This window comes from Streptomyces sp. NPDC006372, assembly GCF_040612515.1.
In the GTDB taxonomy this organism is placed as follows: domain Bacteria; phylum Actinomycetota; class Actinomycetes; order Streptomycetales; family Streptomycetaceae; genus Streptomyces.
On record NZ_JBEXQJ010000003.1, the window covers coordinates 320,627 to 336,767 of the forward strand.

Genomic DNA, 16,141 nt, shown 5'->3' on the forward strand with positions numbered 1-16,141 from the left:
CTCGGCACGTCGAACAGCAACAGCAGGAGAGACCCGTGGACCTTTCCCGTAGACGCTTCCTCCAGGCCGCCGCGTTCACCGCGGCCGCCTCCGGTCTGACCGTGGCATGCGGCAACGGCTCGGAATCGGCCGGGAGCAAGAACGGCAAGAACCTCACCCTGTGGTACTGGGGTGGCGCGCTCAGCGACAAGGTGGTCGCGGAGGCGAAGTCGCACTTCAGCAAGGACGTGAAGCTGACCGTCGCCTCCATCGGCGGCGACTTCAAGTCGAAGCTCACCACCACTCTCGCGGCGGGCACCTCCGTGCCCGACATCACCGGCATCAAGGGTGAGGACATGGCGTCCTTCCTGCCCAACGCGAACCGGTTCCTCGACCTGAACGACCTGGGCTTCAAGGACATCTCGTCCCAGTACCTCGACTGGAAGACCAAGCTCGCCCGGACAGAGGACGGCAAGCAGGTCGGCTTCCCCATCGACATCGGCCCCACCGCACTCTTCTACCGTGCGGACCTGTTCGACAAGGCCGGGCTGCCGACCGACCCCGACAAGGTCGCCGACGAGGCCGGCACCTGGGAGGAGTACTTCGCACTCGGCACCGAGCTGAAGAAGAAGCTGCCGGGCATCTACCTGGTCAACAACATCAGCTCAGTGTTCAACATGGCGGTCGGGCAGGGCACCGAGCGGTTCATCGACAGGGACAACCGCTTCATCGGCGACCAGGACCACATCCGCAAGGCGTGGACCACCGCGGTCCGCCCCTACACTCTCGGCCTCGACGCCAAGATCAACGACAACACCTGGAACGCCGCCGTCGGCAAGAGCCTGGGCACCGAACTCGGTGCGGCCTGGCACGCGCTGGACATCGAGCAGGCGGCCCCGAAGACCAAGGGCAAGTGGCGGGTCTGCGCGATGCCCGGCGGACCGGCCAACCAGGGCGGCTCCTACCTGGCCCTGCCCAAGCAGTGCCGGAACCCCGAAGAGGCGTTCAAGATCATCAGCTGGATCCTGAGCCCGGAGAACGACGCCCGTGGCTTCGCGGACGCCGCGATCTTCCCGGCCGCGCCGGCGGCGTACTCCGATCCGGCCATGAGCGGAGGCGACCCCTTCTTCGGCGGGCAGAAGATCATCGAGGTGTTCGGCCCGGCCGCCAAGGCCATACCGGCCAGCTACGAGGCACCCGCGGACGCCGCCGTCATGGCTCCCTTCATGACCGAGCTCACGAGCATCGAGGCCAAGGGCAAGAAGCCCGACGACGCCTGGAAGGACGCCGTCAGCCAGGCCAAGCAGATCGCCCGCCGCCAGGGGGTGAGCTGAGCGATGTCCTCACCTCCGGTCACCGGTCCCGCCGCGGTGCCCCGGCGCCACGGCGGGCCCGGCCCGGCCCGCCTCCGCCCCCGGCGTACGCCGCCGGCGGGCGCCGTGCGGCCGAGGCGTCGCGGGGTGCTGTCCCACTGGCGGCAGTACCTGGCGATCTCGCCGTTCTTCCTGATCTTCGGCGCCTTCTCGTTCTTCCCCGTCTTCTACTCGCTGTACCTGGCCTTCCAGCGCTGGGACGGCATGGGCACCATCCAGTTCGTGGGCCTGCAGCAGTTCCGGTTCCTCTGGGACGACCCGATCTTCTGGATGTCGATCCGCAACACCCTGGTGATCTGGGTCCTGTCCACCGTCCCCACGCTCTTCGGCGCACTGGTGCTGGCGACGCTGCTGCACTCGGTGCGGCGCTTCAAGGGCTTCTACCGCATCGCCCTCTACATACCGAACGTCACCTCGATCGTCGCCGTGTCGATCTTCTTCGGCGCGGTGTTCAGCAACAACTTCGGCCTGGTCAACGCGATCCTGGGCACGGTCGGCATCTCACCCGTGCCGTGGCTCAGCAATCCCTGGCTGATCAAACTCGTCATCGCGCTGCTGATGACCTGGATGTGGACCGGCTACAACATGATCATCTATCTGGCGGGGCTCCAGGCCATCCCCACCCAGATCTACGAGGCGGCCAGGCTGGACGGCGCCGGGCCCGTCCGCACGTTCTTCCAGATCACCATGCCGATCATGCGGCCCATCATCCTGTTCACGGTCGTCATCTCGACCATCAACGGCCTGCAGAGCTTCAGCGAGCCCCAGGTCCTCTTCGGCAGCAACGCCGCCAACCCGAACCTCGGCGGTCCCGGCCAGGCCGGTCTGACCACGTTGCTGTACTTCTACCAGTCGGCCTTCGTCAACAACGACTACGGCTACGGCGCGGCCATCGTGTGGGCCTTCTTCGTACTGATCATGGTGCTGGTCGTCGTCAACTGGCGGGTCGTCCAGCGCGGGAGGAAGTCATGACCGCAGCGGTCAAGAGGCGGTCACGGCGTCCCAAGGGCCTGACCGCGCACATCGTCCTCGTCCTGGCCGTCCTGATCTCGGTGTTCCCGTTCCTGTGGACGATCGTCATGGCGACGAACACCACCGAGGACATCTACAAGAGCCCCCCGAAGCTCACCTTCGGTTCCCACCTGCTGGAGAACATCCGGCACGTGCTCGACACCATCGACTTCTTCGGGTCGATGCTGAACACGCTCGTCGTAGCGACCGTCACCACTGTGCTGGTGCTGTTCATCGACTCCCTGGCGGCGTTCACCTTCGCCAAGTTCGACTTCCCCGGACGCAAGGTGCTGTTCGCCATGCTGGTGGGGTTCATGATGCTTCCGCTCCAGCTGGCCGTCCTCCCGCAGTTCATCCTCATGTCCGACATCGGCTGGGTCGGTACGCTCAAGGCGCTGACCCTGCCCGCCCTCGCCAACGCCTTCGGCATCTTCTGGCTGCGCCAGTACATCGAGAGCGGCGTGCCGGACGAACTCCTCGACGCCGCGCGCATCGACGGCGCCGGGTTCTTCCGCCAGTACTGGAACATCGCGCTGCCGATGATCAGGCCGGCGCTGTCCTTCCTCGCCATCTACGCCTTCGTGGGTGCCTGGAACGACTACATCTGGCCGCTGGTCGTGCTCACCGACCCCAGCCACCTCACCCTTCAGGTGGTGCTCGCCCAGCTCCACGTCGGCCACACCACCGACTACAGCATGGTCATGGCCGGTGTGCTCATGGCGTCCGTTCCGCTGGTCGTGGTCTTCACGATCTTCGCCCGCGGCTTCATCGCGGGCGCCACGGAGGGCGCGGTACAGGGGAGCTGAGGGCCGCGCCCGAAGGGGCGCGGGGCTGTATCGATGTGCGGCTCCGCCGCGTGGGCGCGACCAGCCATGGCGTCGGGGCAGCCGACGACGGACAAACCGCCCCGAGCTCGTGGTCGATCGGGCCGGTGCGGCACACACGAGCGACCAGGGAGGCGAACAGTGACGGACATCGACACCGCCGACAGCGCACGCCCCAAGGTCCTCGTCGTCGGCATGGACGGCCTGCGTCACGACCGGCTGACCCGCTCCCCTTCCGCCGCACCCGTGCTGCACCACCTGATGGCCACGGGTGCCCACGGCACGAGCCTGCTGCCCTACGGCCGGGCCGGCGACGAGCCCTCGTCCGGCATGGCCTACACCGACTCCGGGCCCGGCTGGTCGAGCATCCTCACCGGGGTGTGGCCCGACCGCCACGGGGTCACCGGCAACGATTTCAAAGGTGCCGACTACGCCCGCTACCCCGACTTCCTGACCCGTGCCGCCACCGCCCGGCCCGGTCTGCGCACGGCGGCCGCGGTGTCCTGGCCGGCCCTGGTCCGCCGCGGCACCCTCGGCCGGGCCATCGGCCGGCGGGTGCGCCACAACGGCGAATCCAGGGGGTATGAAACCGCGGACCGCCGCGTCGCCCGCACCGTCATACGCTGGCTCACCAAGTCCGACCCGGACGTCCTGTTCGTGTACTTCGGCGCCACCGACGAGGCCGGTCACGCGACGGGCCCCCTCTCCCCCGCCTACGACCGGGCCCTCCTCGCCCAGGACGCCCACCTCGGGCGGCTGCTGGAGGCCATCGAGGCCCGGGCCTCGGATCCGCGGCGGGCCGACGAGCGCTGGACCGTGCTGATCACCACGGACCACGGCCATCTCGACTCCGGTGGCCACGGCGGCGACTCGCGTGCCGAGCGGGAGGTCTTCGTCGTGCTGGCCGAGCCGGGCATGCCCGGGGGCACCCGGCTCGACACGCCCCGCCTCGTCGACATCGCCCCCACCGTCCTGGACCGTCTCGGCATCCCCGTCGACCCCGCCTGGGGCCTGCAGGGCCGTGTTCTTCCCAGACCCACACCTTCGGAATGGTCATGACCGACGCACCCTTCGATCCCCTGCTCGCCCTGCGCCCCTGGGAGGCACCCGAGGTGACCTCCTGGCGGCGGTTGCCGATGCACGCCGTCGACCGGCGGGCCGGGGCCGTCTTCCTGGACGGCGACTGGCGCTTCCAGCTGCTGCCCGCTCCGGACGCCCCGCTCGGGGAGGTCTGGTCGTCGTCGTACGTACCCGGCGTGTGGACCATGCAGGGCACGGACGATCTCCCGCAGTACCTGAACATCCGCATGCCGTTCGCCGAGTTCCCGCCACAGGTGCCCGCGGCCGACCCGACGGGGGTCTACGAGCGAGCGGTGGACGTGCCGGCCGAGTGGGCCGGGCGGCGGATCGTGCTCCAGGTGGGGGCCGCCGAGAGCGTGCTGCTGGTGCACGTGAACGGGCGGCCGGCCGGGATCTCCAAGGACTCCCACCTGGCCGCCGAGTTCGACCTGACGCCGCTGGTGCGCCCCGGGGAGCGGGCGGTCCTGCGTCTCACCGTCGTGAAGTGGTCGGACGCCTCGCACATCGAGGACCAGGACCACTGGTGGCACGGCGGAATCACCCGCTCGGTGCTGCTGTACGCGAGGGACCCGCTGCATCTCGCGGACGTGACCGTGCGCGCCCGGCGGAACGGCGACCTGTGCGTGGACTGCCGGGTGCGGGACGCGGCCGGGGCGCTGCCCGAGGGCTGGTACGTCAGCGGTGAGCTGGACGGGCAGCTCCTCACGCAGGACACGGAGTTCGACCGGGCCAACGCCGAGGAGGAGCGGGTCTCCGGCTTCCTCGGCGAGGCCCGGCTGCGGGCCGCCGTACCGGACGTCCGCACCTGGACGGCCGAGACGCCCGAGCTGTACGGCCTGACCGTCCGGCTGCACCGCGCCGACGGCACGGTCGCCGACACCTCCCGGCACCGGATCGGCTTCCGTGACGTCGCGATCGACGGCCGGGACCTGCTGGTCAACGGCGAGCGCGTATTCATCCGGGGCGTCAACCGGCACGACTTCCATCCGCTGACGGGACGCACGGTGTCGTACGGCGACATGCGCGCGGACCTCGTCCTGCTGAAGCGGTTCGGCTTCAACGCGATCCGCACCGCGCACTACCCGAACGACCCGGCCCTGTACGACCTCGCCGACGAGCTCGGCTTCTACGTCGTCGACGAGGCCGACATCGAGTCCCACGACCACGCCCACGAGATCGCCGACGACCCGCGCTACCTGAACGCCTTCGTCGACCGGGTCTCCCGGATGGTGCTGCGCGACAAGAACCACCCGTCCGTCATCATCTGGTCGCTGGGAAACGAGTCCGACTACGACGCGAACCACGACGCGGCGGCGGGCTGGGTGCGCCGGCACGACCCGACCCGGCCGGTGCAGTACGAGGGCGCCGCCAAACGCGGCTGGGCCGACCCCGGCCTGGCCTCCGACATCGCCTGCCCGATGTACGCGCCGCTGGAGGAGTGCCTGGCGCACGCCATGTCCGGCACCCAGACCAAACCGCTCATCCAGTGCGAGTACTCGCACGCCATGGGCAACAGCAACGGCACGCTGGCGGACCATTGGGAGGCCATCGAGACCACCCCGGGTCTTCAGGGCGGGTTCATCTGGGAGTTCTGGGACCACGGCATCCTGCAGCGTGTGAACGACGGCAGACCGGCCGGGCGTGGGGGCGCCGGGCTGTATGACAACGGTGTCGCCGCGCCCGGGCATCGCTGGGCGTACGGCGGCGACTTCGGCGAGACGGACCACGACGGCGCCTTCATCGCCGACGGTGTCGTCTTCCCCGACCGCACGCCCAAGCCGGTGCTGTTCGAGCACCGGGAGATCGCCGCGCCCCTGCGGATCGACTGCTTCCGGCACGAGGGCGTCGTCCTGAGCAACCACCAGCACTTCCGGGGCCTGGACTGGCTGGCCGGCGAGTGGGAGCTGTCCCTCGCCGACGGCGCGACCCGTACGGCTCCCGCCGGGCTGCCCGATCTGCGCCCCGGGCAGACGGCGGCGGTGCCGCTGCCGTTCGAGCTGCCGGAGGACGGCGGCGAGGCCTGGCTGACGCTGCGGGTCACGACGGCCGGGGACGAGCCGTGGGCGCCGCGCGGCACGGTGGTGTGCCTGCCGCAGGTGCGGCTCCGGGCGGCGCCCCCGGTCAGGCACACCCCGGTCCCGGGCCGTCCGGTGGAGGTCGGCGAGGACGGGCTGCTGGTCCATCCGCTGCTGACGGCCGCGCCCACGTTGTCCCTGTGGCGGGCGCCCACCGACAACGACGAACTGGGCGGCATGGCGGGCCGCTGGCGGGACTGGGGGCTTCCGGCGCCCGCCCGGAAGGTCGTCGCCGTCCGGCGGGACCCGGGACGGGTGGCCGTGGTGTGCGACTACCTCTGCGCGGGCGGGACCGTCCGTCACGAGCAGGTGTTCACAGCGGTCGAGGACGGACTGCTCGTGGAGGAGTGCGCCGAGCTGCCCGAGGCGCTGCACGACGTGGCCCGGGTCGGGTCGGTCTTCGAGACGGCCGCGGGGCTGAACCTGCTGGAGTGGTTCGGGCAGGGCCCCTGGGAGTCGTATCCGGACCGGGAGTCGGGCGCGCCCGTGGGGCACCATTCCCTGCCGGTGGACGAGCTGTTCACCCCGTATCTGCGGCCTCAGGAGAGCGGCGGGCGGCACGGAGTGCGGCGGTTCACGCTGTCCGCCCCCGACGCCACCGGGCTCGCGGTACGGCTGGACCGGCCCCGTCAGGTCTCCGTGACCCGCCATCGCGCGGCCGATCTCGCCGCCGTGGCACATCACGACGAACTGGTGCCGCGGGCCGGGTGCGTGGTGCACATCGACGCGGCGCACCGCGGGCTGGGCACGGCGTCGTGCGGGCCCGACACCTTCGCTTCCTACCTCGTCGCGACCGGCGTCCATCGCTGGAGCTGGGCGCTGCGCGTTCTCTGAGTTCCTCCAGTTCCTCCCCTCTCAGTCACCCATGGAGCACCCGTGTGCGTTTCGCATGACCACGACCTGGGCGAGGCGCCCCAGGCCGGTGCCGGAAGACGCAGTTTCCTCCGGGCCACCGCGCTGCTCGGCGCCACCGCCGCCGCCGTGACCGCGCTGCCGTCCGTCACCGCGGAGGCCGCCACCGCGCAGGCCGCCACCGCCGCTTGGCGTCCCGACCCGCGCAGCCGCCGCTTCACCCTCGCGGTGATGCCGGACACGCAGTACCTCTTCGACGGGCCGAGCATCGACAGGGCTCCGGTCGAGGCGTCGCTGCGCTATCTGCTGGAGCACGGCCGGGAGGAGAACATCGTCTTCCTGTCGCACCTCGGGGACCTCACGCAGAACGGCGCGAAGGAGGAGTTCGCGGCGATCGGCGAGGCGTTCCGGCTGCTGGACCGGCAGGGCGTCGGCTACAGCGTCCTGGCCGGCAACCACGACGTGAAGTCGTCGACGACCGACCAGCGCGGTGCGACACCGTACCTGGACGCCTTCGGCCCGAAGCGGTTCGAGGGCAAGCCGACGTTCGGCGGCGCCTCCCCGGACGGCTACAACACCTTCCACCGGTTCGAGGCGGGCGACCGGGAGTGGCTGGTGCTCGCCCTCGACTGGCGGCTGTCACCGCAGGGGTACGCGTGGGCGAAGGAGGTTCTGGCGAAGCACCCGAAGACGCCGGTGATCCTCACGACGCACGAGCTGGTCGTCGAGGACGACACGCTGTCGGACTACGGGCAGCAGCTGTGGGACCAGCTGATCGAGGACCACGACCAGATCTTCCTGGCCCTGGGCGGCCACTACTGGCCCGCCGGCCGCGCGACGCGGAAGAACGCGGCCGGCCATGACGTCCATCTGCATCTGACGAACTACCAGAACCGTTACTTCGGCGGCGCGGCGATGATCCGTCTGTACCGGTTCGACCTGGACCGCGGTGTCATCGACGTGGAGACGCTCTCGCCGTGGATCCTCGGCCGGGCCGCGAAGGGGCTCAACGAGCTGGAGCGGCAGGAGATGGAGCTCAGCGGCGACGCCGACCGCTTCTCCGTCGAGATCGACTTCCAGAAACGATTCTCCGGCTTCGCGCCCGTGCCCGCCCGGGCGGCCCGGCCCGTGGCGAAGATGCTGCTGCCGGGCACGGTGGCGTACTGGCGTTTCGACAAGCCCGTCGACGGCACGGCCGTAGCGGTCCGCGACCTGTCCGGGCGGGGCAACGACCTCTCCCTGGTCACGGTCGGCGGGGGCGCGCTGGGCTGGTCGGCGGACCACCACCCCGACCAGCCCGGTCACGGCAGCCTGGAGTTCCAGGGCTTCAAGTCGCCGCTGAAGGGCGCCTATCTGCGCACGGTCGACGGTGCCCCGCTCAGCAAGGCCACCTTCCAGGACGGCTACACCATCGAGGCGTTCTACCGGCTGCCCGCCGACTGGGACCCGGACCACAACGCCTGGTCGGGCCTGGTCGGCCGGACCGGCACGGGCGGCGCCGCCGGCAAGACCGCCGACGACCCGGACGAGCCGCTGGCCACGCTGTCGCTGTCCAACGACCGGGAACCGCAGTGGGCGATGCGCCCCCTGAACCAGCAGGGCATCGCCACCAACTGGGGCCAGGAGACCCCGTTGGAGACCTGGTGGCACCTCGCGGTGGTCAACGACGGCGAGCACAGCACGCTGTACGTCGAGGGCTGTCCGGTGCTCCGCAACCCCAGGGCGTCCGCGGTCGGCATCACCTCGGTCGGGCGGCCGTGGCTGCTCGGCGGCTACGAGTACGGCGGAAAGATCGACCAGATCTTCCACGGCCGGCTCGGCGACGTCCGGATCGTCGCACGGGCGCTGCCCGTCACCTCCTTCATGAACCACTGAGATCCCGAAGGGCTTGTCGATCATGTCCGAACAGCAACTGCCCACCTGGGCCGATCCGTCCGTCTCCCCCGCCGCCCTCGACCCGCAGGGCGTGTCCCGCCGCGGGCTCCTGCGCCGCGCCGGCCTGTTCGGCGCCGCGTTCGCCCTGGGCTCGGCGGCCACCCCCGCCCTGGCCGCCGGTGACAGCGGACGACTGGGCGGCGAGGACCCCCGCCTCGCCTACCTCGTCGGCGACCACCACGTCCACAGCGTCTACAGCCACGACGCGAAGTACACCTTCTCGCAGCTGGCCACCGCGGCCGCCAAGTACGGCCTCGACTGGATGGTGTTCAACGAGCACTCCAACTTCGGGCACGCCTACTACGGCGCCGCCATGGAGCACGAGGAGATCCTCAAGGCCCGCGCCGAAAACCCCCGTCAGCTGATATTCCAGGGCCTGGAGTGGTACATCCCGGCCGCCGAGCACTGCACGATCTTCGCCGCGCCCGGTCCGCACGAGGTCGACCTGCTCACCCGGTTCGAGCTGGCCTACGACGGCAAGCTGCTGGGCTACACGGACGGTGCCCCGGACAACCCGAACACCGCGCGCAACGAGGCGCACGCAGTCAAGGCCATCCAGTGGCTCGCCGAACAGCGCCGTACCGGATACGTCGACGACGTCCTCGTCTTCGCCAACCATCCGATGCGGCTGGGCATCGACTCCCCGCACGAGATGCGCAACTGGCGGGACGCGGCCCCCGAGATCATGATCGGCATGGAGGGCGCGCCCGGCGCGCAGGGCGGTGGTATCCCCGGCTGGGAGGGCCCCGACTCGCAGCGCGGCGAGTACACCAACAAGCCGTCCGTGAACTCCTGGGCCGGCTACCCGGAGAACGCCTACGTGCTGTACGGCGGCTTCGACTGGATGACGGCGACGGTGGGCGGCATGTGGGACGCGATGCTCGCCGAGGGCAAGCTGTTCACGATCACCACCAACTCCGACGTCCACCGGGTCGTCTTCGACACGTGGAAGAACGGCGACTGGCTGCCGGGGCAGACCTTCGACAACACCGGCAGGATTCCCGACCCGGTGAACACCGACACCCCGCAGCCCGGCGGCGACTTCTGGCCCGGCCAGTTCAGCCGCACCCATGTGGGCGTCACCCGCTACGGCTACCGCGCGGTCATGGCGGGCCTGCGCGCGGGCCGGGTCTGGCTCGACCACGGGCATCTGCTCGACGGGCTCGACGTCCGGCTGAAGCGGGAGCACGACCGGGGCCGGGGTGTGACGCTCGGCGGCCGGCTACGGGTCCGCAAGGGTGAGAAGCTGACGCTGGACATCACCGTGACGACCGCCTCGCGGCCCAATCCCCAGGGCGTCCTGCCCGAACTGGCGCACGTGGACGTCATCCGCGGCGCGGTGCACGGCCCGGTCACCGACCGCGACACCTGGAAGGCCCCCGACACCCGGGTCGTGCGGTCGCAGGACGTCTCCGGTCGCAAGGGCACCTACACCCTGCGCGTCCCCCTGACGGCGGGTGACGAGTCCTTCTACGTCCGGCTGCGGGGCAGCGACGGAAAGCGCAACGGCACCGGCTACCTGGGGGCCTCGGTCGACCCGCACGGGCCGGTCCCGCACACACCCGGGGACGGTGACCCGTGGGCCGACACGTGGTTCTATTCGAACCCCGTGTTCGTCGACGTCGAGGGTTCCTGAGCCCGGGTACCAGCAGGTCACCGACTGATCGGGCGGAGGTACGGTGGGCCGCGTGACCGGTGAAGAGTCGCTGCGGCCCCAGTCCCTCATGCTGACGTTCCTGGGCGACCAGGTGCTCGGGCGTGACGTGTGCGTGTACTCGGGCAGCGTCATCGACGTGTTCGCCCGCGCCGGCATCGGCGAGCAGGCCACCCGCTCGACGCTGACCCGCATGGTCAAGCGCGATCTGCTGCGCCGCCAGCGGGAGGGCCGCCGGATGTACTTCGGGCTGACCGGACGCTCGGAGGCGGTGCTGCGCGACGGCGAGCGGCGCATCTGGCAGACCGGAGCCGTCAACCGGCACTGGGACGGCACCTGGACCCTGCTCGGCTTCTCCCTGCCGGAGTCCTGGCAGCGCCAGCGCCACGACCTGCGCTCCCAGCTGACCTGGAGCGGCTTCGGCCCGCTGTTCAACGGCCTGTGGATCGCCCCGGGCGAGGTCGACGTGTCGGGACTGGTGGCCGAGCTCGGCCTGTCCGCCCATGTGAAGGTCTTCCGGGCGCACGCGGACGTCGGCACGGACATCGGCCAGATGATCGAAGAGACCTGGGAACTGTCCGAGCTGGCGGCCGGCTACGAGGCGTTCGTGCGGCGCTGGCAGCCCTGGGAGGACGGCCTGCCGGAGGCCGACGACGCCCTCGTGCTGCGGCTGCGGCTGCAGACGGAGTGGCTGCGGATCGTCCGGCGCGATCCACGTCTGCCGGTCAAGCACCTGCCGGACGACTGGCCGGCGGAGCAGGCCGAGAAGACGTTCCGGACCGTGCACGACCGGCTCTCACCGCTCGCGCACGCCTCGGCGCAGCGCCTGCTCGACCTGGTGCCCGCGCGGTCTCAGGCGTAGAACCGCGACAGGCTCTGGAGCACCGCGGCCGGCTTGCCGGCGCCCTCGACCTCGATGGTTCCGTCGACCGTGATCTGCACGCCGCCCGGCACGTCCTCGACCTCGGCGAGCTTCGCCACCAGCCGGATGCGGGAGCCCACCTTCACGGGGGAGGGGAAACGCACCTTGTTGAGGCCGTAGTTGACCTTGGTCGTCACGCCCTGGACGTCCAGGAGCTCGGTGAACAGCGGGATGAAGAGGGAGAGCGTGAGGTAGCCGTGCGCGATGGGCGCGCCGAAGGGGCCCTGCTCGGCCTTCTCGGGGTCAACGTGGATCCACTGGTGGTCCCCGGTCGCGTCGGCGAAGGTGTCGATCCGCTCCTGCGTGACCTCGATCCACTCGCTGGTGCCGAGGTCGCCGCCCGCGAGCTTCCTGAGTTCGTCGAGGCCGTTGACGGTGATGCTCATACAGCTGTCCTTCACTGGGAGTCGGAGCCGTAGCGCTTGCGCACACGGGACTTGAGGAGCTTTCCGGAGGCGGTGCGGGGCAGTTCGTCCGCCACCACGACCGACTTCGGGATCTTGTACTTGGCGAGGCGGCCCGCGAGCGACGCGAGCACCTCGTCGGGGTCGAGTGCGGCGCCCTCGCGGGGCACGACGACGGCGCGCGGCACCTCGCCCCACTTGTCGTCCGGGACCCCGATCACCGCGCACTCGACGATGTCCGGGTGGGCGAGGAGCTGGTCCTCGATCTCGGCGGGGTAGATGTTCTCGCCACCGGAGATGATCATGTCCTTGATGCGGTCGACGATGTGGACGTAGCCGTCCTCGTCGACCTGGGCCGCGTCGCCGCTGCGGAACCAGCCGTCCGCGAAGGACGCGGCCGTCTCCTCGGGCAGCCCCCAGTAGCCGGGCATGACGTGCGGCCCGCGGACGACGACCTCGCCGACCTCGCCGACGTCGACCGGTGCGAGGTCCGGGCGGACGACGCGCACGTCGCTGAAGAAGTGCGGCACACCCGCCGACCCCGCCTTGCCGACGGCGTGTTCGGCGTCCAGGAAGAGCGTGCCGGGGGCGGCCTCGGTCATGCCGTAGCCCTGGAGGAAGGTCAGGCCGCGTTCCTGGTACGCGGCGATCAGCGGGGTCGGGACCGGGGAGCCGCCGCAGGTCAGGATGCGGAGCGAGGAGAGGTCCGCGCCCGGCCAGCGCGGGTGCCTCGCCACCTGGTCGAATATGGTCGGCACGCCGAACATGAAGGTGATGCGGTGCCGCTCGATCAGATCGAAGGTCGAGTCCGGGTCGAAGGCCTCGACCAGGACGCAGGCGCCGCCCTTCAGCAGGACCGGGAGCGTCAGCATGTTCAGGCCGGCGGTGTGGAACAACGGGGCGGAGACCAGGGCGCGTTCGTCGGCGATCAGGTCGGTGTCGACGAGGACGTTGATCGCGTTCCAGGTGAGGTTGCCGTGGGTGAGCATGGCGCCCTTGGGGCGGCCGGTCGTGCCCGAGGTGTACATGATGATGCAGGTGTCGTCCGGGGCGACCGGCGCGTCGACGGGCTCCGTGCCGGCCGCGGCCAGCGCCTCCTCGTACTCGGCGCCCACCTCGACGTAGGTCCGGACGTCCGTGCTGCCCGGCAGTCCCGCGACCAGACCGGCGTGCGAGGGGCCGTAGAGGAGGGCCTTGGCGCCGGAGTCGGCGAGCTGGTAGGCGATCTCGGGCCCGGCCAGGCGGGTGTTGAGGGGGACGAACACCGCGCCGAGTGTCCCGGCCGCGAACAGGGTCTCCAGGTAGGAGGGGTGGTTCGGGCCGAGGTAGGCGATGCGGTCGCCGCGGCGGACGCCCCTCTCGCGCAGCGCGTGGGCCAGGCGGGTGGTGCGCTCGTACAGGTCGGCGTACGTGTGGGTGGTGTCGCCGTGGATCAGGGCGGTGCGGTGCGGGGTCTTGCGGGCCCGGCGTGCGGGCCACGACCCCAGTCCCTCGTTGCGCATGTCACGCCCCTTACGGTTTCGTCAGCCCGAGCAGGCGGGCGGCGTTCTCCTTGAGGATCTTCGGCCGGACCTCCTCCTTGATCGTCAGCTTGGCGAAGTCGGCGAGCCAGCGGTCGGGGGTGAGGACGGGGAAGTCGGAGCCGAAGAGGACCTTGTCCTTCAGCAGGGTGTTCGCGTACTGCACGAGCTGCGGGGGGAAGTACTTCGGCGACCAGCCGGACAGGTCGATGTGCACGCCCGGCTTGTGCGTGGCGACGGCGAGGGCCTCGTCCTGCCAGGGGAAGGACGGGTGCGCCAGGATGATCTTCAGGTGCGGGAAGTCGGCCGCCACGTCGTCCACGTGCAGGGGGTTGGAGTACTTCAGCCGGATGCCGCCCCCGCCGGGGACTCCGGCGCCGATACCCGTCTGGCCGGTGTGGAAGAGGGCGATGGCGCCCGTCTCCTCGATGACCTCGTACAGGTCGTAGGCCACCGACCGGTCGTTGGGGAAGAACCCCTGGATGCTGGGGTGGAACTTGAAGCCCTTCACCCCGTACTCCTCGACCAGGCGGCGGGCCTGCCTGGCGCCCGCCTTCCCCCGGAAGGGGTCGACGGAGGCGAACGGGATCAGCACGTCCGCGTTGGCGGCGGCGGCCTCGGCGACCTCCTCGTTGGGGACGGGCGGGGTGCCGGTGGCGGACTCGGCGTCCACCGTGAAGATCACGGCGGCCATCTTCCGCTCGCGGTAGTAGGCGGCCGTCTCCTCCAGGGTCGGCTTCCGTTTGCCCTCGACCTTGAAGTAGGCGGAGGAGGCGTCGTGCAGGTCGTCGTCCAGGGAAGAGTGCCCCTTGGAGGACACCTCCGCGTGGGTGTGGACGTCGATCGCGACCAGTGACTCGAGGTCCATAACGGGGCCCTTCACGGGGTCCATCACGCCTCCGGGAGCTTGGGCGCCGGGATGCCGACCGACTGGAGTTCGGCACCGACCGAGGTGGGCCAGGCGTCCGCCAGGGTGCCGGGGGTCCAGCCGCCGTCGGCGTACGCCGTCCTGATCTCCTGCGGATGCGACCAGAGTGCCACCTTGTCGCCGCCGATGCCGATGCACTGGCCGGTCACGCCGCGCGCGGCCTCGGAGGCCAGGAACGGGACCAGGGCGGCGCAGTCCTCCGGGGTGCCGAAGCCCTCGCCCTTGCGCAGGACGTCCGGCAGCGGCTCGCCGTTCCTCATGGCCTCGACGTACGGGGCGAAGGCCGGGATCGTCTCGGTCATCGCGGTCGCGGCGACCGGGACGATCGCGTTGACGGTGATGTTCGCGCGGCCGAGCTCCATGGACCAGGTGCGGGCCATCGCGGCGATTCCGGCCTTGGCGGCGGCGTAGTTCGTCTGGCCGAAGTTGCCGCGCTGGCCGGCCGGTGAGCCCACCAGGATCAGTGAGCCGCCCTCGCCCTGTTCGCGCATCCGGACGGCGGCGGCCCGGGCGCAGGTGAAGGTGCCCTTGAGGTGCGTGGTGACGACCGCGTCGAAGTCGTCGTCGGTCATCTTCCACAGGACCTTGTCGCGCAGGATGCCCGCGTTGGTGACCAGGACGTCCAGTCGCCCGAACTCCTCGACCGCGCGGTTCACCAGCCGCTCGGCGGCCTCGGTGGTGCCGACCGGGACGACCTCGGCGACGGCCCTGCCGCCCGCCTCCTCGAGGGACTTCACGGCCGCCTCGGCCACGGCCTCGTCGACGTCGTTGACCACCACGGACGCGCCGTGGGCGGCCAGGGCGTGCGCGTAGGCGAGTCCGAGGCCCCGGCCGCTGCCGGTGACGACGGCGACCTTGCCGGAGAGATCGATGCTGGGCACGGGTGGGTCCCTTCACACGGGGTTCGGCTTCGAGCCACACAGGTTCGGCTTCGAGATCGAAGCTAAGAGCAATAATTGTTGACGTCAATAGTTGTTGATGACCCGCGGGTGCGAGATGCTGGAATCTCCAGCCGTACCGAGCACAGGACGCACCGAGCACAGGGAGCCCGCCATCACACGCCAGAACGTCACCCCGAAGCCCATCGACGCGGACGAGCCGTGGATGCGCGGGCTGCACGCGGACACCGGCTACCTCCTGTACCGCCTGGGCCTGCGCTCGGGGCAGTTGTTCAACACCTTCCTCCAGGAGTCGGGGCTGCGCCTGCGCCACTACGCCGTGCTGCGCTTCCTCGCCACCGCCGAAGGCGCCCTCCAGCGCGAGCTGAGCGCCCGGCTCGGCTACGACCCGAGCGCGATCGTCGGCCTGGTCGACGACCTGGAGAAGCAGGGCTTCGCCGAGCGCCGCCCCGCCCCCGACGACCGCCGCAGCCGGATCGTCGTCCTGACCGAGAGCGGCCGCGCGTTCCTGCGCGACACCGACGAGGCGGGCCAGCGGGTGACCGGCGAACTCGTGGGCCCGCTGGACGCGGCCGAGCGGGAGTCGCTGCACGCGCTGCTGCTGAAGATCGCGGCCGACGGCCTGAACTGATGTTGTGCAAATGATTGACGGCTGCACGATGGATGCATAACTTCACGGACCAAC

At 70.5% G+C, this 16,141-nt stretch carries 13 protein-coding genes; 9 read left to right on the forward strand and 4 right to left on the reverse strand.

Going from position 1 to position 16,141, the window contains the following annotated elements; all coding sequences use genetic code 11:
• The first annotated feature begins 35 nt into the window (after positions 1-35).
• The 8 genes from ABZ016_RS08575 to ABZ016_RS08610 all read left to right on the forward strand — a co-directional run bounded on the left by ABZ016_RS08575 (position 36) and on the right by ABZ016_RS08610 (position 11,645).
• Positions 36-1,313 (forward strand): extracellular solute-binding protein, encoded by a 1,278-nt coding sequence (locus ABZ016_RS08575; protein ID WP_356915785.1) that lies wholly within the window; start codon positions 36-38, stop codon positions 1,311-1,313.
• A gap of 126 nt (positions 1,314-1,439) precedes the next feature.
• On the forward strand, positions 1,440-2,324 hold the full coding sequence (locus ABZ016_RS08580; RefSeq protein ID WP_356915945.1) for a sugar ABC transporter permease: 885 nt from the start codon (positions 1,440-1,442) through the stop codon (positions 2,322-2,324).
• Positions 2,321-3,169 (forward strand): carbohydrate ABC transporter permease, encoded by an 849-nt coding sequence (locus ABZ016_RS08585; RefSeq protein WP_356915786.1) that lies wholly within the window; start codon positions 2,321-2,323, stop codon positions 3,167-3,169. Before ABZ016_RS08580 ends, ABZ016_RS08585 begins: the two co-directional genes overlap by 4 nt.
• Before the next feature lie 213 nt (positions 3,170-3,382).
• Entirely contained in the window at positions 3,383-4,246 is an 864-nt protein-coding gene (locus ABZ016_RS08590) for an alkaline phosphatase family protein (RefSeq protein WP_356915946.1), read from the forward strand.
• Positions 4,243-7,176 carry a glycoside hydrolase family 2 TIM barrel-domain containing protein gene (locus ABZ016_RS08595; protein WP_356915787.1) on the forward strand — a complete coding sequence of 978 codons (2,934 nt, stop codon included), beginning with the start codon at positions 4,243-4,245 and terminating at the stop codon, positions 7,174-7,176. The genes ABZ016_RS08590 and ABZ016_RS08595 overlap by 4 nt, the downstream gene beginning before the upstream one ends.
• Positions 7,177-7,218: 42 nt before the next feature.
• Positions 7,219-9,069, forward strand: a complete 1,851-nt coding sequence (locus ABZ016_RS08600) for a LamG-like jellyroll fold domain-containing protein (RefSeq protein ID WP_356915788.1) — start codon at positions 7,219-7,221, stop codon at positions 9,067-9,069.
• A 22-nt stretch (positions 9,070-9,091) separates the two neighbouring features.
• Positions 9,092-10,765, forward strand: coding sequence for a PHP domain-containing protein (locus ABZ016_RS08605; protein WP_356915789.1), 1,674 nt, complete (start codon positions 9,092-9,094; stop codon positions 10,763-10,765).
• Between the two features lie 52 nt (positions 10,766-10,817).
• On the forward strand, positions 10,818-11,645 hold the full coding sequence (locus ABZ016_RS08610; protein WP_356915790.1) for a PaaX family transcriptional regulator C-terminal domain-containing protein: 828 nt from the start codon (positions 10,818-10,820) through the stop codon (positions 11,643-11,645).
• Here the strand turns inward: ABZ016_RS08610 and ABZ016_RS08615 are convergent.
• The 4 genes from ABZ016_RS08615 to ABZ016_RS08630 are packed head-to-tail and all read right to left on the reverse strand — an operon-like array spanning position 11,636 to position 15,438.
• Positions 11,636-12,091 carry a MaoC family dehydratase gene (locus ABZ016_RS08615; protein ID WP_356915791.1) on the reverse strand — a complete coding sequence of 152 codons (456 nt, stop codon included), beginning with the start codon at positions 12,089-12,091 and terminating at the stop codon, positions 11,636-11,638. The two genes, ABZ016_RS08610 and ABZ016_RS08615, sit on opposite strands and share 10 nt — an antisense overlap.
• A gap of 11 nt (positions 12,092-12,102) precedes the next feature.
• Positions 12,103-13,611 (reverse strand): long-chain fatty acid--CoA ligase, encoded by a 1,509-nt coding sequence (locus ABZ016_RS08620; protein WP_356915792.1) that lies wholly within the window; start codon positions 13,609-13,611, stop codon positions 12,103-12,105.
• A gap of 10 nt (positions 13,612-13,621) precedes the next feature.
• Positions 13,622-14,497, reverse strand: a complete 876-nt coding sequence (locus ABZ016_RS08625) for an amidohydrolase family protein (RefSeq protein WP_356915793.1) — start codon at positions 14,495-14,497, stop codon at positions 13,622-13,624.
• Between the two features lie 23 nt (positions 14,498-14,520).
• On the reverse strand, positions 14,521-15,438 hold the full coding sequence (locus ABZ016_RS08630; protein WP_356915794.1) for an SDR family oxidoreductase: 918 nt from the start codon (positions 15,436-15,438) through the stop codon (positions 14,521-14,523).
• 115 nt (positions 15,439-15,553) lie between these two features.
• Here ABZ016_RS08630 and ABZ016_RS08635 point away from each other — a divergent pair, with 115 nt between their 5' ends.
• On the forward strand, positions 15,554-16,087 hold the full coding sequence (locus ABZ016_RS08635) for a MarR family transcriptional regulator (protein WP_356915795.1): 534 nt from the start codon (positions 15,554-15,556) through the stop codon (positions 16,085-16,087).
• Positions 16,088-16,141 lie beyond the last annotated feature (54 nt).

Bases quoted from the DNA above. Each gene is read 5' to 3' on its own strand.
- ABZ016_RS08615 (WP_356915791.1), bottom strand. From the start codon at position 12,091: ATGAGCATCACCGTCAACGGCCTCGACGAACTCAGGAAGCTCGCGGGC.
- ABZ016_RS08635 (WP_356915795.1), top strand. From the start codon at position 15,554: ATGCTGGAATCTCCAGCCGTACCGAGCACAGGACGCACCGAGCACAGG.
- ABZ016_RS08625 (WP_356915793.1), bottom strand. From the start codon at position 14,497: ATGGACCTCGAGTCACTGGTCGCGATCGACGTCCACACCCACGCGGAG.
- ABZ016_RS08620 (WP_356915792.1), bottom strand. From the start codon at position 13,611: ATGCGCAACGAGGGACTGGGGTCGTGGCCCGCACGCCGGGCCCGCAAG.
- ABZ016_RS08585 (WP_356915786.1), top strand. From the start codon at position 2,321: ATGACCGCAGCGGTCAAGAGGCGGTCACGGCGTCCCAAGGGCCTGACC.
- ABZ016_RS08605 (WP_356915789.1), top strand. From the start codon at position 9,092: ATGTCCGAACAGCAACTGCCCACCTGGGCCGATCCGTCCGTCTCCCCC.
- ABZ016_RS08595 (WP_356915787.1), top strand. From the start codon at position 4,243: ATGACCGACGCACCCTTCGATCCCCTGCTCGCCCTGCGCCCCTGGGAG.
- ABZ016_RS08590 (WP_356915946.1), top strand. From the start codon at position 3,383: ATGGACGGCCTGCGTCACGACCGGCTGACCCGCTCCCCTTCCGCCGCA.